This is a genomic window from Rhodoferax sp. (assembly GCF_030646845.1).
Classification (GTDB): Bacteria; Pseudomonadota; Gammaproteobacteria; order Burkholderiales; family Burkholderiaceae_C; genus Rhodoferax.
The window spans coordinates 13,037-33,911 of sequence record NZ_JAUSLE010000065.1; the positions used below are offsets into that span (position 1 = coordinate 13,037).

The 20,875-nt window shown below is 55.0% G+C and carries 21 protein-coding genes; 17 read left to right on the top strand and 4 right to left on the bottom strand.

Going from position 1 to position 20,875, the window contains the following annotated elements:
- Positions 1-160 precede the first annotated feature (160 nt).
- From Q7T10_RS16105 to Q7T10_RS16180, 16 genes are all read left to right on the top strand, one after another.
- Entirely contained in the window at positions 161-529 is a 369-nt protein-coding gene (locus Q7T10_RS16105; RefSeq protein ID WP_304750289.1) for a hypothetical protein, read from the top strand.
- 423 nt (positions 530-952) lie between these two features.
- Positions 953-1,321, top strand: a complete 369-nt coding sequence (locus Q7T10_RS16110; protein WP_304750290.1) for a hypothetical protein — start codon at positions 953-955, stop codon at positions 1,319-1,321.
- Entirely contained in the window at positions 1,318-1,689 is a 372-nt protein-coding gene (locus tag Q7T10_RS16115; protein WP_304750292.1) for a hypothetical protein, read from the top strand. The genes Q7T10_RS16110 and Q7T10_RS16115 overlap by 4 nt, the downstream gene beginning before the upstream one ends.
- On the top strand, positions 1,686-2,186 hold the full coding sequence (locus tag Q7T10_RS16120; protein WP_304750294.1) for an HAD domain-containing protein: 501 nt from the start codon (positions 1,686-1,688) through the stop codon (positions 2,184-2,186). Before Q7T10_RS16115 ends, Q7T10_RS16120 begins: the two co-directional genes overlap by 4 nt.
- Entirely contained in the window at positions 2,183-2,419 is a 237-nt protein-coding gene (locus Q7T10_RS16125) for a hypothetical protein (RefSeq protein WP_304750295.1), read from the top strand. Before Q7T10_RS16120 ends, Q7T10_RS16125 begins: the two co-directional genes overlap by 4 nt.
- 273 nt (positions 2,420-2,692) lie before the next feature.
- Positions 2,693-3,577, top strand: coding sequence for a hypothetical protein (locus tag Q7T10_RS16130; protein ID WP_304750297.1), 885 nt, complete (start codon positions 2,693-2,695; stop codon positions 3,575-3,577).
- Between the two features lie 31 nt (positions 3,578-3,608).
- Complete coding sequence (locus Q7T10_RS16135; protein ID WP_304750298.1) at positions 3,609-3,953, top strand: hypothetical protein; 345 nt, start codon at positions 3,609-3,611, stop codon at positions 3,951-3,953.
- 29 nt (positions 3,954-3,982) lie between these two features.
- Complete coding sequence (locus tag Q7T10_RS16140) at positions 3,983-4,252, top strand: BPSL0761 family protein (protein ID WP_304750300.1); 270 nt, start codon at positions 3,983-3,985, stop codon at positions 4,250-4,252.
- Positions 4,239-4,508 carry a hypothetical protein gene (locus Q7T10_RS16145; protein WP_304750301.1) on the top strand — a complete coding sequence of 90 codons (270 nt, stop codon included), beginning with the start codon at positions 4,239-4,241 and terminating at the stop codon, positions 4,506-4,508. The genes Q7T10_RS16140 and Q7T10_RS16145 overlap by 14 nt, the downstream gene beginning before the upstream one ends.
- 327 nt (positions 4,509-4,835) lie before the next feature.
- Positions 4,836-5,969: a PEP-CTERM sorting domain-containing protein gene (locus Q7T10_RS16150; RefSeq protein WP_304750303.1), complete on the top strand. Its 1,134-nt coding sequence runs from the start codon at positions 4,836-4,838 to the stop codon at positions 5,967-5,969.
- A gap of 294 nt (positions 5,970-6,263) precedes the next feature.
- Positions 6,264-6,476: a hypothetical protein gene (locus Q7T10_RS16155; protein ID WP_304750304.1), complete on the top strand. Its 213-nt coding sequence runs from the start codon at positions 6,264-6,266 to the stop codon at positions 6,474-6,476.
- A gap of 73 nt (positions 6,477-6,549) precedes the next feature.
- The gene (locus tag Q7T10_RS16160; RefSeq protein ID WP_304750305.1) at positions 6,550-7,758 is read left to right on the top strand and encodes a helix-turn-helix domain-containing protein; all 1,209 of its coding nucleotides are present in this window, start codon (positions 6,550-6,552) and stop codon (positions 7,756-7,758) included.
- A gap of 340 nt (positions 7,759-8,098) precedes the next feature.
- The gene (gene zorA, locus Q7T10_RS16165) at positions 8,099-10,156 is read left to right on the top strand and encodes an anti-phage ZorAB system protein ZorA (protein WP_304750306.1); all 2,058 of its coding nucleotides are present in this window, start codon (positions 8,099-8,101) and stop codon (positions 10,154-10,156) included.
- 3 nt (positions 10,157-10,159) lie between these two features.
- Positions 10,160-10,870 (top strand): OmpA family protein, encoded by a 711-nt coding sequence (locus tag Q7T10_RS16170; RefSeq protein WP_304750308.1) that lies wholly within the window; start codon positions 10,160-10,162, stop codon positions 10,868-10,870.
- A complete protein-coding gene (locus Q7T10_RS16175; protein WP_304750310.1) occupies positions 10,867-12,564 on the top strand; it encodes an EH signature domain-containing protein in 1,698 nt (565 codons plus the stop codon). Before Q7T10_RS16170 ends, Q7T10_RS16175 begins: the two co-directional genes overlap by 4 nt.
- Positions 12,565-12,572: 8 nt before the next feature.
- Positions 12,573-16,316 (top strand): SNF2-related protein, encoded by a 3,744-nt coding sequence (locus tag Q7T10_RS16180; RefSeq protein WP_304750311.1) that lies wholly within the window; start codon positions 12,573-12,575, stop codon positions 16,314-16,316.
- 223 nt (positions 16,317-16,539) lie between these two features.
- Here the strand turns inward: Q7T10_RS16180 and Q7T10_RS16185 are convergent, their stop codons facing one another.
- Together Q7T10_RS16185 and Q7T10_RS16190 are read right to left on the bottom strand one after the other, a co-directional pair.
- A complete protein-coding gene (locus Q7T10_RS16185; protein WP_304750312.1) occupies positions 16,540-16,779 on the bottom strand; it encodes a hypothetical protein in 240 nt (79 codons plus the stop codon).
- Entirely contained in the window at positions 16,779-17,894 is a 1,116-nt protein-coding gene (locus tag Q7T10_RS16190; protein WP_304750313.1) for a methyltransferase, read from the bottom strand. Before Q7T10_RS16190 ends, Q7T10_RS16185 begins: the two co-directional genes overlap by 1 nt.
- 272 nt (positions 17,895-18,166) lie before the next feature.
- On the opposite strand from Q7T10_RS16190, the gene Q7T10_RS16195 reads away from it, so the two are divergent.
- Positions 18,167-18,748: a hypothetical protein gene (locus tag Q7T10_RS16195; RefSeq protein WP_304750314.1), complete on the top strand. Its 582-nt coding sequence runs from the start codon at positions 18,167-18,169 to the stop codon at positions 18,746-18,748.
- A gap of 134 nt (positions 18,749-18,882) precedes the next feature.
- Here Q7T10_RS16195 and Q7T10_RS16200 read toward each other — a convergent pair whose 3' ends face one another.
- Together Q7T10_RS16200 and Q7T10_RS16205 are read right to left on the bottom strand one after the other, a co-directional pair.
- Positions 18,883-19,653, bottom strand: a complete 771-nt coding sequence (locus Q7T10_RS16200) for a hypothetical protein (protein ID WP_304750315.1) — start codon at positions 19,651-19,653, stop codon at positions 18,883-18,885.
- A 425-nt stretch (positions 19,654-20,078) separates the two neighbouring features.
- Positions 20,079-20,558, bottom strand: coding sequence for a hypothetical protein (locus Q7T10_RS16205; RefSeq protein ID WP_304750316.1), 480 nt, complete (start codon positions 20,556-20,558; stop codon positions 20,079-20,081).
- Positions 20,559-20,875: the final 317 nt, after the last annotated feature.

The window sequence follows — 20,875 nt, forward strand, 5'->3', positions numbered from 1 at the left end:
ATGAGGCGCCTTGGGCGCTCGCGGCAGAAATTCGTTCGACGACGCATTGGAAAACCGGAAGGAGACTGCTGCGGCACTACCCACGCGACCGGTACGTCGAAGCAGCACACGAAACAGTCCCGTAGCCGTACGGGCCGCAAATTGAGAACAAGGCTCTGAAATGAAAGAAGCACATATTCAAGCGGGACCGCACCACATCATTTATTCGTGGCACGCCGTTGGCGTTGCGCTCGTCACCGCGTTTGAAGGGTTCGATAAGACGGGCGCAGCGCTATCGTCCGGGCATATCGAATTCCTTGACAGCGAGCAGCAAATGGCGGTGGACGGGAATGGATGCATTTGGCACGTGCCAATCGAAGAAGCATTGAAATCCGAAAAGCAGTTCAGCTTCGACTGCACTGAAAAAATTCTGGCGCTTATGAAGCGACCAAAGAATCTGCGCAAAGTCACGTTAAGTCGAGACGACAAGGAATACTTGAACGAACTGACTTCGAGGCGCGAAGAAATCTTGCCTCGAGGCAAGATTTGACCGGGACTGCCAAGATGAGCGACGGGAGGGGCGAACCTCAAACGCCAGGCGCTCTGCAGTTCGGTCTTGAGGTGGAGCAGCCCGTCATGGTCCTGTGCGCGGGAACGTCTGCACCAAGCGCTGTGCGAGGCCTTTCGTTACGTTGGCTGCCAACAATTATGAAAGGGTGGCACCTCATGCATTACGGCCAGGAATACGGGCGAGAGCTTGCGCAGAGAGTGAAAACACCTGGTCTTGTCAACTACCAATATCGACCGGAAACGGCTATTGAAAAACGTCCCAGTTGGCGTCAATCTTCGTCACTGACGTTGACCGATGCAGAAGCTGCGACGCCTACCAAATTCGACCAGATACCGCCTGTCTGATTGCACACCACCACCAGCATCCGTTGCCCTTCCAGCCTCCTCTGACTACAGTGAGCGAATGACTTTTGAAAACAAATTCGAGGGAAGCGTTTGGCAATCGGAGCCGGTGTCCGAGACGCCAGTGGTCGTGCTGGTGGGCTGGCACGTTTTCGAGGTCAAGCTCCCTGGTCGCGCAGAACGTACGCGGCATTTTTCTGGCACCAAGGCACACGACGGACATGGCAAAGCAAGTACCCCTATCGTGCAGTTTGACCCCGTGGCTAGGCGGGGTGTTACAGAGTCCGGCCGCGTGTACCTGCTGGAGAATCCTCCTGGGCTCGAGATTAACGCTGTTTGCGCGTGGGATGCATTTGTGCGCGTCAATCGCGCACACGACGTGGTTGACGTGTCGACTGAAATACAAAACATGATGGAGCGAAGAGCATGAATTACGAAGATGAAGACCCCATCGAAGGCGGTGTCTGGGCCTGTGCACCAGTATCCGAGCGCCCAGAAATCGTGCTTACAGATTGGCACGTTTTTGAAGTGGGTATCGTCGACTTGCCTACTCGCACTCGGCACTTTGCCGGACAAAACGTAACAGACAGTGAGGGCCGTGTCAGCTCCCCAATAGTCACGTTCGATGCCGCGACTGGCCGAGGCATAACGCGCAGCGGACGCGTCTATGAGCTGCGCGGTACCAGCGGCTTCACTGGCGACGGGGAGTACACATGGAACCGGTGGCAGTCGATAAACGACGTGACGGACGTCGTTGACGTTACTGATGAAATCAAGAATCTGATGGTGCAGAAATGAAAGGAACCGGAGAGCTTCTGCTCTACTTAGATTTCGATGGGGTCCTCCACCACGAGAATGTTCTTTGGCATTCTCGCGTCGGGGCGTACCTATCCGCGCCTGACTGCTACGTGCTGTTTCAACATGCGGAGCTGCTTGAGAAAACGTTGGAGCCGTATCCGCAAGTTCAAATTGTCTTATCGACATCTTGGGTAAGTCGTTATGGCCGCACAAAGGCCGCCAAGAATCTTAGGCCCGCGCTGCGCTCGCGCGTAATTGGCGCCACATTTCGCCCGAGGATGAACCCGGACGAGTTTGCAATGCTGCCCAGATGCATGCAAGTCTGGCAAGACGTCCAGCGGCGCAAACCCCGCGCCTGGTTGGCTCTCGACGACAACGTCGAAGGCTGGCCCGTAGAACACGCAGCACACGTCGTGCGTACGCACAAGCACGCCGGCCTCGGCAACCCCGCCGTGCTGGTTGAATTCCAACTGAAACTGCAGGAGATTTTCCGGTGACCACTGTTGCACAGTTGATTCGTTGTTTGCAAAAGCATGACCCCATCGCGCTGGTTGTGGTGCAGTTCGGCGATAGCTCTGACGAGGTGCAGTCGCTACATATTGCTGAAATTGAGGGCGTAACGCTGCACAAAATCGCTGACGACAGGTATGCAGTCTCGTCAGAGACTCCTGCGGATGGCGCGGGGGTCGCAGGTGTGCTGCTTAAGCCGCCCTGGGCACCACACAAATAAAGGTGCGCAAGTGAACTACAAAGAATACAAATGCCCAAAATGTGGCTGGGTGCACGCCGCTATACCGCTCGCTGATGCTGAGGCGCAGGTTGCGTCCGCTAACGAATACGATGAGGTGGGAGGCCGGCCGCAGACGGACTCGATTGAGCACTACCTGCGCTGTTTTCGGTGTGGGGCAGCAACAGCCAGCTTCGTTCCGGCCGCACCCGACGACGCGCCGACAGGCTGCACAATCCAAGGCGTCGTTGTGCCTGGGGCATGGGAGCCGCTGTGATGGACTGGCCTGAGACCCGCCTTCGCCTTCACTTGTGGCTGCACCAGGCGTGGCCTTTCCGCACAATTGCCTGGCTGCGCACGCTGTGCGTGCCGAAATCCAAGGGCTTCGGCAAATCTGGTGACAAGAAAAGAACCAGTGAAGACGCACGCATCCTCCAGGAGCTCCTGGACACGGCTGATGAGCTGAGTACATACGGCGTGATGTCCACGACGGACATGGCTCGCGTTCGTGCACTTTGCGACGAAGCCGAGAACGCTCGGCTCCCCGCCGTTCTGGATTTGAGGGCTATTACGCCGAGGGCTCCCCTGTCTGCTGCTGACAAAGCGGCCCGTTATCGCTCTGGTCGATTTGCGGAAATGACAAAAGAACCAGCGGGCTTGACAGCAAGTCAGGCAAACACGGACAAGCAGCGTTTTAACGACGTAATTAGGAAACTTGGTGACAAAACCAACGTCATGCACCTGCGCGCAGACCATGCAATTTTCGACCCAAAAAACGACCACTTGTTCACAGCTAAGGCGGCACACAAGGCGTTTGAACATCTCAAGGATAGCGGCGACGAATTTGAGAAGCTGAAGGCTCGCCGCGACGAGCACGGCATCGTTCGGCTTACTCCGCAGGAGAGGCAGGCGGATAGCGAAGAGCTCGCACGAATCGACGCACCGAATTGGAGGCGTGTAAGCACAAAGGTCGTACGCACAGCAGAAGAAGCTCAAGAGCTCCAGCGCGTAAAGGCGCAGCTGGCGGATGCCGTTGAAGTGTTGAAAGCAAAGGAAGGGAAGCGAGAGGAGCGCGTTGCCAATTTTGTAATCTGGGGAATAGTGCTGGGCATCCTTGTCGCATTCGTTGCTGCCGTCGCAGCAATCGTTTTCATGAAATGACTGTAGCTTCAAACGAAAACTGGAGATAAACATGACCGAAACAGAAGCCGATAAATCGCAAGGCCGACGCGCGATAGCAGCGGCCTTTCTGCAAGATGCACAGCGAGAAGCGACACCCTGGCGGTCGAGAGCTGATTTTGCGTTTGAAGCGGTATACCTTTACGCGCTATCGGCGCTTGGTGACCAAGCTGATAGTTACGAGCATCCAGACGCCCGTGTGCTCAGCGATGCGGCAGATAAGGCCGGGTTGACGGCGGTGGAAATAGAGCCAGCGGTGGAGTATTTGCAGCACCGGTACGCTCCGGCCAGCTCAGACAACGGAAGCGCGTACGGAGCGCTGATTTCAATAGCAAAAAAATTCGCGGAAGAAGGGTGACCTACCGTGCCGGTAAGAAAGGACCCGTCATGACAACACCCTACGAGCGCACCCGCACTCTGATTGAATGCAAACAGTTTCTCAGCCAACTGGCGGACCCTGCGCGGGCGCCATGGGACTCGGCAGAGCTGCAGCGCATCGCGAGCTGGCTGCTTCGGCACTATCCGACGCTTCTCAATATTGAGTCCGCTCATGAGGCCTTGCCGGACCTCTATGGCCCGGTGCCACCCTTTCAACGACTGCATGGCAAGAGCGCAATAACGGAGCTGGGGCTTGATAAGCTCGATGAGCAAGACTGATGGCGGCGTGTCTGAAATCAAACTCACGGCTGCCCCCAAGTCGTTCGTTCAAGGGCTTATAGAAAATTATAGTGAACCACTATATTTTTTTATGAAGGTTGGCTACAGGGTGGCGACAACGAGAAGGACGCGCCCAGAACGGCAGGAGTGTGCGATGGTTACCACCGCCCCCATGCGTCAAATGGTTTCAGTTAGCGTGATACTTTTTGAGAACTTTGAAGGCTTTGGCCCGCCGGCGTTCGCCGCCTCCCAGTGATTGGCAACGCAAATTTGCCAAGTCCTTTTCCTCTGAGCTGTCTCCTCCCAAGCATAGTCGCATGGACAGGCCCGCCCTGAACAATTGGCAGAAACGTGAAGCAGTACACAGATTCCCCTAATACTCTGACCGGACTGCATAAGTTTGCGGTCATCCCGGCTCATACTATTTTGAGCGGTTCTGTTCATCGAGATATCAGTTGAATTTTATGTTCAACCCAGCCGTCAGTGTCTGGTAAAGACACAGGTTGGAATTGAGCTTGACTGAAATGGGGGCGTTGCCGTTCCGCCCTACTCAACGCTACCGCTTTTCAAATAAGGACAATCCATGGCATCAAAGGTATTCAGGCTCAGCATGGGCGCAGCCTTTGTGTTGACGGCCTGCGCAGGTCAGGCATACGCAGGCTATACCTTCACCGACCTTGGGGCGCTAACCTTGGGGAGTAGCCAGGCAAATGCTATCAACAATGTCGGCCAAGTCGCTGGGTTCGCGTCATACGACGGGAACCCCGTCATCTGGACTGGCACAACTGTCACCAACCTAGGTACCTTGGGTAGGACCGGCGGCATTGGCAACGACATCAACAATGTCGGTCAAGTGGCAGGGATTTCTATTTTTGGAGGCTACGGGACCAATCTGCAAGGGGCCGTCTGGATTAGCGCAACGGGAACCGGGGTCATCCTCGACAGCCTGGGGGGCAGCATATACAACTATGCTCAATCCATCAACGACGCTGGCGAGGTTGTCGGGTGGCAACAAACACCAAGCGGAACATTGCGCGCCATCCGGTGGGATGGCACCACGGCGACCGACCTCGGCACTTTGGGCGGCGCAAACAGTGCTGCTTATTCCATCAACAAAACAGGCCAAATCGCAGGATTCGCGTCCACTCTCGGAGATGCTGCAGTGCACGCCACCGTCTGGAACGGCACTACCACCACAGACCTTGGTACCTTGGGCGGAAGCCGCAGCGAAGCCCGAGCAATCAACGATGCCGGTCATGTTGTGGGGTATTCCTACCTCGCGGGAGACGTTGTTGGTCACGCAACCCTCTGGAATGGCACAACCATCACGGACCTTGGTACCTTGGGCGGCAATAACAGCTACGGCTATGCAATCAACAATGCAGGGCAAGTCGTAGGGGTTTCAAGCGTCATAGGCGATTTATACCCACACGCCACCCTCTGGAACGGCACAACGGCAATCGACCTTAACAGTCTTCTTGATGCCAGCTACCTTAGTGCAGGGTGGGTGCTGACCAGTGCAAATGACATTAACGATAGCGGATGGATTGTAGGCAATGCCTACAGCAGCGTAAGGCAGGAGTACCACGGCTTCATGCTGTCCATGGCCCCTGTTGCAGCCGTGCCAGAACCAGCAACCTACACCATGATGTTGGCTGGCTTGGGTTTGATGGGCGCCATTTCACGTCGTCGCAAAGAGAAGAATTCCGCTATCTAACTAATTGCAGTCAACGACACCAACAATCCGGGGATGCAACTTCCTTCTTGCATTCATTGAGCGTCCGCATTGGGCGCGGGGGGGCTTAGGTCGTTGCTAACGACACCGCAAGTGCTGTTTTTTGCGTGCTCGGCAATCACAAGGGCCGGGGTTTGATGAGGTCCTGCCCAAGTCCCCGAGAGCGTGGACTGAACGCCATTCCGGCAATCCACCAGAATGAGCTTGCGTTCTGTTGGCGCCCGTGATAGCGTATATCCGTTTGAAATATAAAATGATTACGCTAAATACTTCACGATGGCACGCCCCAAGACTAAGACAGAAGCGACGACGCTAAAAATGACCCCCGAGGTTCGAGACCTCTGGGAGCGTTGTGCCGCCACCGAACACCGCAGCCTGACCAACATGTTTGAGGTCATGGTGCGCGAGCACGCCAAAAAGCTTCACTTGGCACCGATACCGACACCCCCGCCGGCCGTCAAAGCAGTCAAACCAATCGATAAGAAATAACCCAGGGATATATGGCTCAAAACTTTTCCGAAATCGCAAATGTTCGCAGGGCGGTCACTGACCAACTCGCAACATGATTCCAAAAACCATAGACGCCATTACGGAAAACGATATCCAGAATCTGATAATCGCAGGTGCAGAGGAAAGCACTACCCTTGAATTCAAAAGCCAGCTGGTAGGCTCCGACCGAGATGCTCGCAAAGAGTTTTTGGCTGACATTTGTGCTCTTGCAAATACTCAGGGCGGAGACATGCTCTTCGGGCTCTCTGAGACGGCAGATGGCCAAGCAGAATCAATCGTGCCTCAAACATTTAGTCCAGATGCTGAAATTCTAAGGCTTACAAATACGCTGAATGATGGTCTTGAGCCAAAACTACACGGCATCGTTATGCGTGCCATTGACGTTCAGGGCGGAAGAGTACTGGTGGCAAGAGTGCCGCGGTCGATAGTCGGCATCCACCGTGTAAAGCCTGATGGGCAGTTCTATGTCAGGGAGAGCCGTTCGAAGCGAGGCCTGGACGTCTCTGGAATTCGCTCAAAGTTTGCCGAGGCGTTTGGGCGGGAGGACCGTGTGACAAGTTTCTTTGCCCGCCGGTACTCAGACATTTTGGCCGACACATTTCCAGTTAATCTGACCGATTCACCAAAGGTTGTATTGCACATAGTGCCCAATCGGGCATTCTTGGATGGTGAAGAAGTTGATATATCAGAATTCAGCCAGCCAGGCCAGTTTTGGACCATGCCGGGTATCCGCAGCGCGTTCTGTACACACACTTTTGAAGGAGCGCTGCATCATCGCCCGGTCGGCAGCGAATTAGGTGAGGTGAGGAGTGCCACACTTGTCTTTCGGTCTGGCCTTGTCGAAGCTGTCGGCGAACTCGTTCCCCACGCTCCAGAGCAAGGCAGAGAGCAATTTATCTTTTATGAACAAATCGAAGCATTGTTTGTTGAGTTTCTTGAAAATGCACTTAACCGTACTGTAGAGCTGCTGTCGCTGGGCTACCCAGTGACGATAAGAATGGCTATTGTGGGCGCCCATCGTTACCGAGCCCAGAGCATTAGCCGGGACGCGAATGAGAACCTCGACAACGTCGCTCCTGTACGCGTCCACACGCCCATCCTGCAGCTTCCTGATGTGTATTTGGAGGAGCGGCCGTCAAGCGTTCCTCTGGCGCTTCAAAAGTCTTTCGACCGCCTTTGGCAAGCCTGGGGGTATCCGAAAAGCTATTGTTTCAAAACTGGACGTGAGGGCCAGACTATTTGGCAAGGAAAGTCTCAATGAGCGCATGCGCCCAAGCTGCCTTCCCCCTATATAAATGCGGAGTACATTGATTGCATAGCGCTCCTTTTGAATTCCCTCCGCCAAAGAGCGGTGCCGACTTTGAGCGTATGTGCGCTCAAATCTATGGGGTGGTAGCTGCGGAATCCGGCTCTCGGTTCTCCGGTCGCTTCAAGCGGTTGCTCGAGACTGCTGCCGCTCACGAGAATCGTTCGCTTACGAACATGCTGGAGACCCCCTCGCGTCACAAGAGTTGTCGCCTCCTTAGAAACCAAGAACACGGATTCGTGGCTGAGTCCGAACGCATTGCAACTGAAAAAACGAAGAAGGGACGGACGTCCAAGTGAATGTTTTAGACTCAATATTGAATGCACCCCCTCAGGTGCTGGTCACGGGAGGAACGCTCCTGGTCCTCATCGTCGTATTCCTCACCGTATTTCTGGTCCCGGGCCTTTTGCATCTGAACCGACTGCGTTCGCTGCAGAAAGAGATAGGAAGGATTGAAAACAAGAACGTCGCGAACGCGTTCAAGGTTATCTTCGCGGCAGATGCGCGGCTCGCCCACCTGTGGAAGGAATATCAGGACTCGTTGCATACGCAAGTCGAGGAGAGAGACGGGCAGATGGTCACGCTGGCGGTTCGCGCGACCGTGCCTGCCGAGGTCTATTTCAACAGCCAGTACGTCGTTGATAGTCGCCTTCGCACAGAGTTCTTCAAGCACCTGCCGGGTCTTTTCACGGGCATCGGAATTATCGGAACGTTCACGGGCTTGATTAGTGGGCTAAAGCTCTTTCAAGTAACAGAGAACGCCGCCGTTGTTCGAACAAGCCTTGAGTCGTTGATGCACTCCGTCAGTGAAGCATTCCTGATTTCAGCTGCTGCAATCACCACCGCAATGGTTGTGACCCTGTTCGAAAAGTTTCTACTATCGTCCTTGTATCGCAGGACGGAAGCAATAGCCCATGCCATCGACGCACGCTTTGACTCCGGTGCCGGTGAAGAGTACCTGTCGCGGCTTGTGAAATCATCAGAAGAGTCCGCCAGCCAAGCCAAAATTCTTAAGGACGCCCTCGTCGGGGAATTGGGCGACTTGTTGCGGGAACTCACGGGTGCTCAAATTGCATCGGCGAAGGAACAGCAGAATCACCTTGCCGAGAGAATGGCAGAGACTTCTCGCCAACAGGTCGAGGCTGCACGGCAGGATAACCAAGCGCTCGCAACGGCGATTGCGGAGAGCATTCAGCAGAGTCTTTACGGGCCTATGCAGGATATCGCCAACACTGTGAAGTCGGCGAGTGGGGACCAAAGCGCAAACGCTGTCCGCATGTTGCAAGACGTCATGACGAGCTTCAGCCAACGGCTGAATGATTTGTTTGGGGGCCAAATCGCCGGCCTCAGCGACCTGAACCAGCAGACCGCCCAGAGCATTCAAGCCGCCGTGACCACTCTCCAAGTGCTCGTCGCCAATCTAGAGGAGTCCAGCCAGCGGTCAACCGATACGATGGCCGAGCGTATGGCACAAGCGATTGAGAAGATGGAGTCCCGGCAGGAAGCCATGAACTTGCAGTCGCAATCGTTCGTCGACCAGATTCAACAATTGGTTGCGTCCTCGCAGTCCGAAACCAGTACAAAGCTCCAGTCCACCTTGGAGACTATCGGTACACAGGTTGCCAACATGTTGGCAACCCTAAGTGAGTCACAGAAGCAAGTCTTTGAAGGCAATCGCTCTCGTGAGCAGTCAATGACTGACCGGGCAAGCACCGCCGTGAACAGCATGTCGGCATCGATGGAAGGGGCAGTCAAAGAAATGAGCGCGGTTTCCGCGCAGATGGCGCAAAACGTCGCAACGCTGACGACCGTAACAACATCATCGGTGGACAAGATGAACGCCGGCGCCGAAGTGCTTAACACGGCTTCGAAGAACTTTGCGAACGCTGGGGACAAGGTAAGCAACGTGATGGGCCAAGCCGCCAACGTGTCCGCTAAGCTTACGGAAACGTCTGCCTCTCTCACCACTGGAGGCGTCGCGCTTCAAGAAGTCCTGCGAGACTACCGAAGTCAACGTGATGCGGTTGGACTGTTGGTGACAGAACTGCGTTCCACGGTTGATTTGGCCCGCAAGGAAGCATCGCTGACCGGGGACATTCTTGCCCGCATAGAAAGGTCCGCAGAACGATTAGGTACAGCACAGAAAGCTGCCGATGAATATCTGGATGGGGTAAGTCGTGTTCTCGGTGACGCGCATACCACTTTCGCAACCGAGGTCAAGCGCACTCTCAATACTGCGAACACTGAGTTCCATACAAAACTGACGTCGGCGGTGGCCATGTTGTCCGCCGGCGTCGGTGAGCTGGAAATCACGCTTGCTTCGATGGGCGCGCTTACGCCCACTAGGGCCTAAGCGATGTTTGGCTCAAGGATTGTGGTCAGGCGCGGCGGTCGCGACGAAGCGGAAAAGCCGTTCTGGATTTCTTTCGCCGACCTCATGACCGCTCTGATGGTCTTATTCCTCGTTGTCATGTGCGTGGCACTTCTCGCCGTGACTAAGAACGTCAGTGAACGGGAAAGGAAGGAAGCGCAGCATCAACAGGATATCAAGCGGATTCTTGAGCGGTTTGACGAGGCGTCAAAGCACTACGAGGGCATCACCGTCGACAAGGTCCACAACGTTATCGATTTCGGCGAAAGGGCGCGCTTCGCTTTGGGGAAATCCAGTCTCGGTGGGGGGCAGGACAGCGTGCTGCGTCAATTTGTTCCCGAAATCATCAACCTGGCCAATGACGAACTTGGAAAACGCGTCCTCAAGCGAATTGTGGTTGAGGGGTACACGGACAAGAGAGGGAGCTACCTCAGCAACCTCAACCTCAGCCTGCAACGCAGTCAACGAGTGCTTTGCGCGATGTTCGCAACAACGGGCCTGAACCAATTATCGACCGACCAGAAGGAGAGTGTGCGAAGCCTTTTCCTTGTGGGGGGCTACTCATTCAATGCGGCAAAGAATACCGATGAAGAAAGTCGGCGCGTAGAGATGCGCCTGGAATTCCTCGGCGTAGATGAAAAGAAGGCGGCCCCGATGGAACAGTCTGGAAACTTCGGGGAATGCGCACTGCCATGAATTCCTTGAACAAGCTCGAAGCGCTGCTGCGCCCCGGGACGGCGGAAGGTGCGCGCCAGATGACGGTTACTCGCGATATCGATGAAGTGCTCGCGGAGATGGAAAAACGGTCGAATGCACGGGAAAGCGGGAAAGTGCCGGCGGACCACCAATTCGAAGCCGTGCGGCGATTTTGGGACAGCCAGTCCATTCAGTCGTTCCGCGATGCCTACCAGTTGTCGTGGGGCCTATGTGTTCCGCATCGCCAAGGTGGCCCCTGCATATTGGAAGACCGTTCGCGATTTCAGTGTGTGTTGGACGGTGTCGGAGCGTGGAAATCCCGTCCGATTGCTTTTCGGCGGTGTTTTCAGGGCTTGGTCAAGAGCTACTTCACCTACGACGGAATCGATGGAACTGCACCAGCGGTCGGGCGCCAGAATTGGAAACAGTTGCGCGACTACCTAAATGAAAACACTCGACTAATTTCTGACAAGCACGCGAACCCCGACTGGGTAGCTACCGCGTTTGGCAACAGTCAGGTGTTCCGCGAAAACCCCTGTGACCCTTACGTCGACATACTTCTTCGCGGCGACACAAGTGCAATTGACCATCTTTGCAAGCACTTGGGAATTGGTCGGGCATCCTGGTTTCTGCGGGAACTGGTGCTGGCGCAGGTGAACGGTGCCACCAAATTGGGCAATGCCCAGTTTCAGGCGTTGATACCGCGTCTTCTGACTCTTCTTGCCGACAACGAAGTCCTTAGAGACCGTGGCCTCATCCTGGTGCTCGACCGGTACGCCAAGGTGCCAGGGGGGCATTTGCATCCAGACTTGCGAGACTCCTCCGTGCTTTGGTGGGGCAATCCCTGGTTGCCATCGAACGAAATGCGATGGGGTGGAGTCACGGAAGAATCGCGCTCCATGGTTGCGGATTGGCTGAAACTTGAGTTCATTGAGACGTTTTTCACCAAGCTCGCTGAAGACGGAACGGCGGACCCGCGACGTATGGAGTTTTGGAAGAGATACGTCAAGTCCATCGACCACATTCAGTTTGCTTTGGGCTCTTCGGCAAGGTGTTCGCGTGAGAGAGATTTTGTTGTCTTACGTAAAAAAATGGCCGGGCTTATTTGTGAGCTGGATGCGTCGGGAACGAACAACGCTTTCATCATGACCATGGGTACGCTCGTCGCTGTCGAATTCAGTGCAATGGGCAACGCGTTGTACGGCTATGACGCCCGCACAGAGCTGCCGTTCAACACTACTGAGCCTCTGACGTTGGGCAGTCGCAGCCAAAACTCTCTCAAACAGAAAGATAAGGCCATTTTGTGGCAGAGCCACCAAGACGGCATACATGGTTGGGACGCGTGGGAACCAATGTTCGACGCTACATTGCATCAGCACTTTGGAATAAGCCCAGATGCACAAAAACCTCGGGTGGTGCGTGTGGCAAAGCAGCCAGAGTCAGTGGCGCGTCCTCCCGTGGAGCCCGACCTTAGGGCCACGCCTCAGGCATTTCAGGATGCTGCGGATTTAACTCGGCCCTATACGCGTGCCAGACTGACCAAGGTCGCGAAAGAACGTGGCTTTCAAGTTGACGACAAAGTCGCTGTCGGGGGTAGCCTGTGGGTTCGAACTGCTGCGGATGACCTTTACGTCACACAGCTATTGACGAAGTGGGGCTTCCATCACAAGCCCGGCAAGGGTTGGTGGAAGTAAGGATACCAATGTTCAAACTATTCAAAAAATCCGGAGAGCCCTCTGGAAACCACTGGGTCCGAAGTTGGTCCGCAAGCGGCGTTCATCTGAGCCGCGGCGAGAGTTCTTGCGGCTTACACATCGAGAGCCCCCTGGTCGATGGTTTCATGACCCAGTTGGCGGACGATGGACACGCCGTCGAAACCGCGGACGGCTACATCGTGGATTGGGACTCGCTGTATTCGGCGTTGGAGGAGCCGGCAAACGGTGCACTGGCCGGTCTGCTTTCACTTCCCCACCTCACCCAATCGCGTCCAGCCTTGCGAAGCAGGAATTCTTTGACCGACACGGATTTTTCGGTAGCAATTTCGGGCTGGAGCGACGATACCGGTGGCTCATCACAGTGGGAGCTTGTTGGCCCGCTGATGACAAGCGGTGACAAAGTTGAGCTCATGCGCCCGGCTCAATGGGTACTATTCAAAGAGGTTGTCGCATTTGCGAAACGTCGTCCTGACCAGCGCGACAACCTGACACATCGGCAGGCGTGGGGTCGCATAAGGAAGCTGGCGTTAGCGGCCAACGCAAGGCTGGACGATTTCTTGCACCGATGCGTTGTCATCACACCCGAAAGGCTGCAAATTGGGTTGCGCAGGTCCGAACATGTTTCAGACGACAGAGTCATTGAAATCGAGCCTAGCTTCGAGGGTGCACCGGCTGGGTGGCTAAATGCGTTCGATAGCAATCGGGATGTTCGGGACCGCTACGACATCGTGACGGACGAAGGCATCGTCCAAGTGCTCATTGCGCCCAAAGTGCGGACGGTTCTGGAGGAGGTTAAGCGCCTGCCGGGGCGGCGTGTTGCTGGTTCTCGGGCACAGGCATTCTTGCTTAACCCCTATGCGACCCTCGGCGACGATGCGGTCGACGTCATCGTCGAATCCCAGTTCGAGCAGGCGCGCGAGAACGCTGGTCTTGGCTACGAGAGATTCCTCCCTGTATTTGAAAGGGATGCCGTTGGTTATCCACTCCGAGTCGGTCTGCTTATTGAGACGGCAAACACAAATGGGCCCGCATCTTCCGAAACGCAATGGCTGGATGATTCCTCCCTGGGCGCGTTCGTAAGGGCCCTGCAAACTGCAATTGCTCGAGGCTATCAATTGGTGGCCTGGCAAGGATATGACCTGGAAATCCAGGGGGATACCCCGCGACATCTTGCAGAACTGAAGGAGGCGCTGGAAACGAGACAGGTGCCACCCATGCTCGTGTCCTATGCCACTGTGCACGACTTGAGCGGCTATTCGTCGCGGGTAGAGGCTATCGGCATCGAGAAGCCCTATTACTCACCCTACATCGCTAAAAAGAAAGACGATGAGGGATGGTTTCCTGAAAACGTCCTTCCCGTAGTTGTTTACCAGCCGCACGGCGAATCTGAGCCAGTGGCGGTCCCGACCAGTTCGGAGGTAATCGACCAACTTCGGAAAGCGGTGGTGACCGCGAAAGCCAAAGGCGAAACAACCGTCAGCGTGCCGTGGTTGCCGAAGCCCCTGACAATTCAAGAGGCCGATGGAATCACGACCACGTTTTCTGAAGTATTCGACGACGTTAAGGCCGGTAGGTTTGACCCCAGCAAACAAGGTGCTGCGCGACGGCAAGGAACAACCGCGTCGAAGAGCCTCATCCTTAGGGCCAACATTCAGTCACTCGACTACGACGAACCACGACGCGAAGCCCTGTTAGCTTTCCCGAAAGAGCCAGAGTTGCCCGCCACTATGCAGCCAGAGTTCTCCCTTCTGCCCCATCAGCGAGAAGGACTGGCGTGGATGCAACACCTGTACAAGCTGCAGGCTGAGCAGCACGTGCGCGGTGCCATTCTTGGCGACGACATGGGCTTGGGAAAAACATTTCAGCTTCTTGCCCTGATGGCCTGGCTTATCGAGCGCGACCCAAACGTAGAACCTATGCTTGTTGTGGCGCCCGTTTCGCTCCTTGAAAACTGGGCCGAAGAGGCAAGGAAATTCTTCCGGCCTGAGGCACTTCCGATATTGACCGCGTATGGCAGTGCACTTCAGCCCCTGCGAGTGCCTCGCGCGCAAATTGACCAACGTTTGCGAGATGAGGATGGCCTCGTGAAGTTTCTGCGGCCGAACTGGATTGGCGCAGCAAAGGTCGTCTTGACTACGTACGAGACGCTTCGTGACCTCGAGTTCTCGTTCGCAGCGCAGCGATGGTCCCTGATGGTTTGCGACGAGGCTCAGCGCATCAAAAACCCGGCTGCGATGGTGACGCGTGCCGCAAAGAAACAAAACGTTGGTTTCAGAATAGCCTGCACCGGCACACCCGTTGAAAACACGCTGGCTGACATGTGGTGCCTGTTCGACTTTGTTCAGCCTGGGCTTCTTGGGGCATTGAACGATTTTGGGCAACGTTATCGCAAGCCCATTGAAGCCAAGACGGAAGAAGAAACTGCTCGCGTCGAGGAGCTTCGAGCGCGAATAGCCCCTCAGATTTTGAGGCGCATGAAAGCCGAGGTTGCCAAGGACTTGCCGAACAAAATTATCGTTGACGAGTGCCGCAAACTGCCGCTCTCGGTGGTCCAGCGCAACCTGTACGCTAAGGCTGTTGAAAGCTTTAAGCGGCGCGGCGACCCGGCCCACCCAACACCCTTCAAGAATCACCTCGGGCTGCTTCATTACCTTCGCGTGGTGTGCACCGACCCCCGTCCTTACGGGTTGAACGTTTTCAAGCCAGAGCCCATTCAACAGTATCGGGAAAAAGCGCCCAAGCTGGATTGGTTACTCAAAGAGCTTAAGGTCATCAAAGCGAAGGGCGAAAAGGTCATCGTTTTTTGCGAATTTCGTGAAATTCAGCGACTGCTACAGCACTACATTGAGGAAGCGTTTGGCATTAGGCCGGACATCATCAACGGGGACACCAGCGCGTCCGCGAGCCACACCGCCAGCCGGCAAAAGCGAATTAAGGCTTTTCAAAGCAAGCCGGGGTTCGGCGTAATCGTGTTGTCACCGGTCGCGGTAGGCTTCGGGGTAAACATCCAAGGTGCCAATCACGTGGTTCATTACACCCGCACGTGGAATCCTGCGAAAGAAGACCAGGCAACCGACAGGGCGTACCGGATAGGGCAAACAAAGGACGTCTACGTTTACTACCCTGTGGTCTGTGCCGAGGACTTCACAACGTTTGACATCAAACTTGACCAGTTGCTTGCCTACAAGCGAGGCCTTGCCGACGACATGCTCAATGGGTCCGGCGATGTTGGCCCGGGGGATTTCAACATTGGGGATGTTGTCCCGGAAGCAGAGGGGAAAGACATCGACGAGCGAGTGAGTATTGACGTGGCGCTCCGCATGAGTTGGCAAACTTTCGAATGCCTGGCCGGTGTGCTTTGGACCAAGCGTGGTTTCGCGTGTTACCGGACCCCCGGCAGCAACGACAACGGTGTTGACGTTGTTGCTCTGGCAAATGGAAGTGGGGAACTGGTTCAGGCAAAAACCAGCGGAACTGATGGCGCCATGTTGGGTTGGGAGGCGGTTAAGGACGTTGTCACCGGTGAGGCCTTCTACAAGCGCCGACATCCGAACGTTGAATTTGCCAAGGTTTGCATTACCAACCAGTTTTTCAACGAGCATGCCCAGAAAAACGCGAAACTGAACTCTGTCGAGCTCATTGACCAAATCCAGCTGACATCTCTGCTGGAGAAGCACTCAGTGATGTTGCTCGAGGTGGAGAAAATGCAGTTCGCCGAGTGGCAGGAATAAAGACTTCTCGCAAAACAAGAAATATGAACAATTCAAGGAGTCTTTGTGGAACAAGTGATTGACGCCAAGGACGCCCAGAACTGAAGTTGACCCCTTCTCGCGGACACCTTTGGGCTTCCTAGGAAGCGTCTTGACTGTCGCCACCCGACCAACAACGGACATTCACGGCAGTACGCCAACTAACCCAGACCGGACATTCAGAAGGTCGGCACTGGGCTCTGCTTTACAGTTGGGTTAACTGCACTACCAGCGCCACAGGAATCCAGCCCGCGCAGGTCGCCACCATGTCCCAGATGTCAGCCGTGTTCGTGTCCGGGTGATAGGCATCATAGACCTCTCTACCGGCCCCGACCAGCAATACAGCGGCGCCGGCCAATGCAAGCGAGCCGGTAGCGATGACGACGAGGACCGTTATTGTTGCGCCCACTGAGAAATGCAGCAGTTTGTCGCTGGGAAGCTTCATTATTTCGGACGCAAGACCAGAATATTCCCGATGGCCCGCAGGCTGACTACTTCTTCCAATAGTAGTCCGCAGCGGTCAAAGAGGCTTTGCCATTCAGCGAGAGTTCTCTCCCTTCCACGGGTTCCCATGAACATCTGCATGTCGAATGAGGTGCTGGCAAGGTCGGGGCGAGATTCAGGGACAACTATCTCCATCAAGGCAATGCGGGCGCCGGTTTCAGCAATGGCGTTGGCGACGTTGTGCAGCGCCTTGACGCAGGTGTCGTCATCGAAGCCGTGCAGGACGGCACTTAGCAGGTAGATGTCCTTGTCGCCAGCGGCCGCAGGCACTGCTTCTAGCAGGTCACCTGCTGCGAAACTCATTCGGGAGAGCAGCGCTGGGGCTTCGCGCCCAGCCCAGTATTGCGCGGCTCCTTGAATGACCTCAGCACGGTCTATCACCTGCGCCTTGAGATGTGGATGCCGCTTTAGGATGGCAAGAGATTTGCTTCCCTTGGAGCCGCCAATGTCAATGATGCGCTCGAAGTGTCCCCAATCGAAGTCCGTCGCGAAGCTGTCGCCGGTCAATGCCGCCACGCTGTCCATGGCACGGGCAAATAGCGCGTTGAATTCTGGATGGCTGTCCATGTAGGCATACATCTCCATCCCGTGTGCGAGTTTGAACGGTACATCTCCGCTGCGCAGGCCCTGCTCCAGTTGCTCATACCAGGGCTGGCTCATCTCCTCCGAGCTGTGCATCAGGACCATGGCACGGACGTTCTTGGGATTGTCTTCCCGCAGATAGCTGGAAAGCGCGTTGTTTTTGAACAAGTGATGCTCCACTTCTTCGAATACGCCCATCGCTGACAACATGCGAAGTAAACGGTAGGTTGCGTCAGGTTGGGCTGAGATGCGGGTGGCGATGTTGTCTGCTGAAAACTGACTGTCTCCCAGCACGGTCGCTATATCAAGGCGAGCGGCAACAAAGAGAACCCGCGATTGCCAGAAGGCTGAGCCCATCTGCATTAGCCGAAACGGCGGCGGCGTGAGCTTGTTTGGCAGCTTTTGCAGCCAGTTGGCAGACTTCATCAGTCTGGCAAACCACCGTACGGGGCCGGAGTTTTTCTGCAGCGACATGACTATTCTCCTCCCCCTGTGTTCACTTGGCCGGCGACTGGCCGACTGCACGGAGTTGATGGTTGCATCCACCGTGACAGGATGACTGTTCTGTCAGTCGCGGTATCTAGCGCCTCGACCAGACCCTCTGGGAGCATTCTGCAAACACAGCACGCGACGGTCTTGCGCAATATCAACCGGTTGAATCCGCTGCACTGACCTGACTGTCGTCACCCGACCAGAAGCAGACGGTCACTCCCGCTCTTGCAGGGTGTTAAATTGCTCTAACCGTTATGCACGAAATATTGACCCACTCCAAAACTGACATAGCACAACACCGCAATGCAATGGCTGAATTCTCTTCAGCCCTGCGAGCACTGGTTGCTGATGCACCTGAGATGCGCCCATTTCTGTGCATGGGGAATCCGCTGGCATGCAATGTAGCCGTCGTGGGCATCAACCCTGCCGCGACAACCCCTTTTTGGCCCTTCTGGACTGAAGACAAAGGCTTGGACCGCGCCTCATGGATAAATGAATATAAGGCGCTGCACAACGGCAATCTAAGCCGCTCACGGGCAGCGCTGGAGCGCTTCGTGCCGCAGGTGACGAATCGTGTAATTGAACTCAATGCGCATGCGAAGCAGAGCAAACGTCTGAGTAACCTGAAGGGTGAACATCGAACGACAGCAGTTCTGGAATTCATGCTCGGGGTGGTCCAGCCCGCCGCAATCCTGTGCGCGGGAACGTCTGCACTTAAGGCAGTGCGAAGCCTTTCGTTGCCCTGGGCGCCAACAATTATCGAAGCACGGCATTTCATTTATTGGGGTCGGGAGTACGAGCGAGAGCTTGCGGAACAAGTGAATAGTCTTCTTTAGTCACGTACCGATATCGACCAAGACCGGTCGTTCATCGAGAACTCCCAATCGCCGGTAAAACTCCAAAGATATGGTGCTTGGCGGTCAAGCTATGCAAATAGGGCAAACAGTCGACGCAAGCCGAAAGTCACCAGTTAGCTTTTGATGTAGGCTACGAGCAAGGGACCGACAGTTGTTGCCAGTGTCCATGCGCCGTCACTCGCCTTTCTAATCCTGTCCAGATTGTCTGCTACCTTCGCGGTCTTATCGATGAAGGCAGCGGCTCGTGCAAGGACACCCTGTGCTGGTTCCGATGCTGCAGCGCGTTCGGCTTCAACCCTGCCCTTTTCAAGGGTGTAGGCCCCGGCCACTTGATGCAAGGCTTCTTCAATCGGCTTCCCCCCTTGAACGCGATAGACACGAAGCGCGGTACGGATGACGTCAACCTGCCTTTGCACGAAGTTCCTCAAGTACGGGGTCATTTCAGTGTCTTGCAAGCCCTGCTCCAGTGAGTCGAGTTCGCTTCGCAAGTCCATTAGCTGGTCGTCTGGCATGTCCTCTTCATCTTCCTCTCGAAGTGCCCAGTTAGCCCACATGAAGATAAGTCGATTTTCCGGCTTGGAAATTTCCTCCCGTAGGCCGTTCCATCCCGCATTGATGTTGGCCGTTGATGCGACATTGCGGAACCGCACTATCCCGGGGTGCATCAGTTCTTCCGGCACCTTCAATGCAAACAACTTTGTGCGAAGCAATTCCATTTCTGAGCGCATGGCCTGAAGACAAGTCACCACATCGTCTTCAAGGTGTTGAGATTCGGGCGGCAGGTCGAAGACTTCGGCCCAAAGGTTGACCATTGCAATGTCATTGGCTCGGCTGCCACCTACAAGCCGGTCATAAATGGAAAGAAGGCGCCCAGCAGCGTTCATAGTTGAGTCCCTGTATACATTGGCCATTATTCAACAGGTTTCGCGCGCACGTGCCCAATACCAATGAAGATAAGACCTGTGGAGTGCGCTCCTCAACTGCCCGCTTCGGACAGCAGGGAACCATTTACGGCAGACAACTCTCGACCAATTCCGGACGTACGCGGCTCAATCTGAAAACGGAGATTTGGGACGGGCGAGCCACATCCCACCGAGATTGAATGTCATTTGACTATCCGTGAGATTCCACATTCACTACCATCGGCATATATGCCAATTAGCGAACGGAGAATGCCAGGTCTACGCCCGGCATTCGTGATGTTCAAGGGTTTCATTTCTACGGTCATCATTGCTCCAGGCAAGTTGGCAGTTTCCTGCCAAAAACCGTTTACACAAAACTTCTTACACCCTCCTACAAGCGGCCATCCTTACTTCCAGGCCCGCTTGACCGCGTCCGTAATATTGCCAAAAAGGGTTCCAGACATAGGGGGGCAGTTTTCCGAATACCCAGAACCAGTAACACTGAACATGGTTTCATTGCTTTTTGTGTCCACGAGTTCGGCTGTTAATTCATTAAAGTTAAACCCACCCCCAAAACATCGGTGCATTGCGTCAGAATTTGCATAACCTCTTATGGAGAGAATGTAGCGTGTTGATGACTCTCTGTACTGCTCTTTTCGCGCATCAGAAGTCTGCACCTGAACATTCGTCGTGCTGCTCCATCGCATTACCTTGAAACCCTCTTTACGGAGCCTAGCCTCAATTTCCACTACCCATGGGGTACGAGGTGCATCAAGAGCAATCACTTTCTCTGCATCAATCTTTGAATCTGTGAAGATAACTGTATCGTTGTGCGCACAGGCGCCAAGAAGCGCTGACACAAAAATAGCTGTAAGTATTATTCTCATTTCCATCCCTTTGCACGTTTGCCTAATTTAGCGAAATTCACTCAGCGTCGAGCTAATTTTCTCGGCGTTTCAAGTTGGCCAACACTATAGTCCCTTAGGCCACCCAGCCGAATGTCGGCAGCCGTTTAAAGTCTGACCGACAGGTTGCCCATCCCCCATTCGGGTGAACTTGGGCAGAAGCCGGTTTCGCTGCGTACTTGACTTCCGGGAGCCCCTCGTGAACGGCCAGAAAGGGCTCGGGCGTGTCAGGCACATCTCGACCAGGTGCGGTCATTCGCTGAAGGACTGCACCGAAGGAATCTATGTCTCATAAATTG

Coding starts and splice junctions, on each gene's coding strand:
- Q7T10_RS16105 (WP_304750289.1), top strand. CDS start 161: ATGAAAGAAGCACATATTCAAGCGGGACCGCACCACATCATTTATTCG.
- Q7T10_RS16110 (WP_304750290.1), top strand. CDS start 953: ATGACTTTTGAAAACAAATTCGAGGGAAGCGTTTGGCAATCGGAGCCG.
- Q7T10_RS16115 (WP_304750292.1), top strand. CDS start 1,318: ATGAATTACGAAGATGAAGACCCCATCGAAGGCGGTGTCTGGGCCTGT.
- Q7T10_RS16120 (WP_304750294.1), top strand. CDS start 1,686: ATGAAAGGAACCGGAGAGCTTCTGCTCTACTTAGATTTCGATGGGGTC.
- Q7T10_RS16130 (WP_304750297.1), top strand. CDS start 2,693: ATGGACTGGCCTGAGACCCGCCTTCGCCTTCACTTGTGGCTGCACCAG.
- Q7T10_RS16135 (WP_304750298.1), top strand. CDS start 3,609: ATGACCGAAACAGAAGCCGATAAATCGCAAGGCCGACGCGCGATAGCA.
- Q7T10_RS16140 (WP_304750300.1), top strand. CDS start 3,983: ATGACAACACCCTACGAGCGCACCCGCACTCTGATTGAATGCAAACAG.
- Q7T10_RS16145 (WP_304750301.1), top strand. CDS start 4,239: ATGAGCAAGACTGATGGCGGCGTGTCTGAAATCAAACTCACGGCTGCC.
- Q7T10_RS16150 (WP_304750303.1), top strand. CDS start 4,836: ATGGCATCAAAGGTATTCAGGCTCAGCATGGGCGCAGCCTTTGTGTTG.
- Q7T10_RS16155 (WP_304750304.1), top strand. CDS start 6,264: ATGGCACGCCCCAAGACTAAGACAGAAGCGACGACGCTAAAAATGACC.
- Q7T10_RS16160 (WP_304750305.1), top strand. CDS start 6,550: ATGATTCCAAAAACCATAGACGCCATTACGGAAAACGATATCCAGAAT.
- Q7T10_RS16170 (WP_304750308.1), top strand. CDS start 10,160: ATGTTTGGCTCAAGGATTGTGGTCAGGCGCGGCGGTCGCGACGAAGCG.
- Q7T10_RS16175 (WP_304750310.1), top strand. CDS start 10,867: ATGAATTCCTTGAACAAGCTCGAAGCGCTGCTGCGCCCCGGGACGGCG.
- Q7T10_RS16180 (WP_304750311.1), top strand. CDS start 12,573: ATGTTCAAACTATTCAAAAAATCCGGAGAGCCCTCTGGAAACCACTGG.
- Q7T10_RS16185 (WP_304750312.1), bottom strand. CDS start 16,779: ATGAAGCTTCCCAGCGACAAACTGCTGCATTTCTCAGTGGGCGCAACA.
- Q7T10_RS16190 (WP_304750313.1), bottom strand. CDS start 17,894: ATGTCGCTGCAGAAAAACTCCGGCCCCGTACGGTGGTTTGCCAGACTG.
- Q7T10_RS16195 (WP_304750314.1), top strand. CDS start 18,167: ATGCACGAAATATTGACCCACTCCAAAACTGACATAGCACAACACCGC.
- Q7T10_RS16200 (WP_304750315.1), bottom strand. CDS start 19,653: ATGAACGCTGCTGGGCGCCTTCTTTCCATTTATGACCGGCTTGTAGGT.
- Q7T10_RS16205 (WP_304750316.1), bottom strand. CDS start 20,558: ATGAGAATAATACTTACAGCTATTTTTGTGTCAGCGCTTCTTGGCGCC.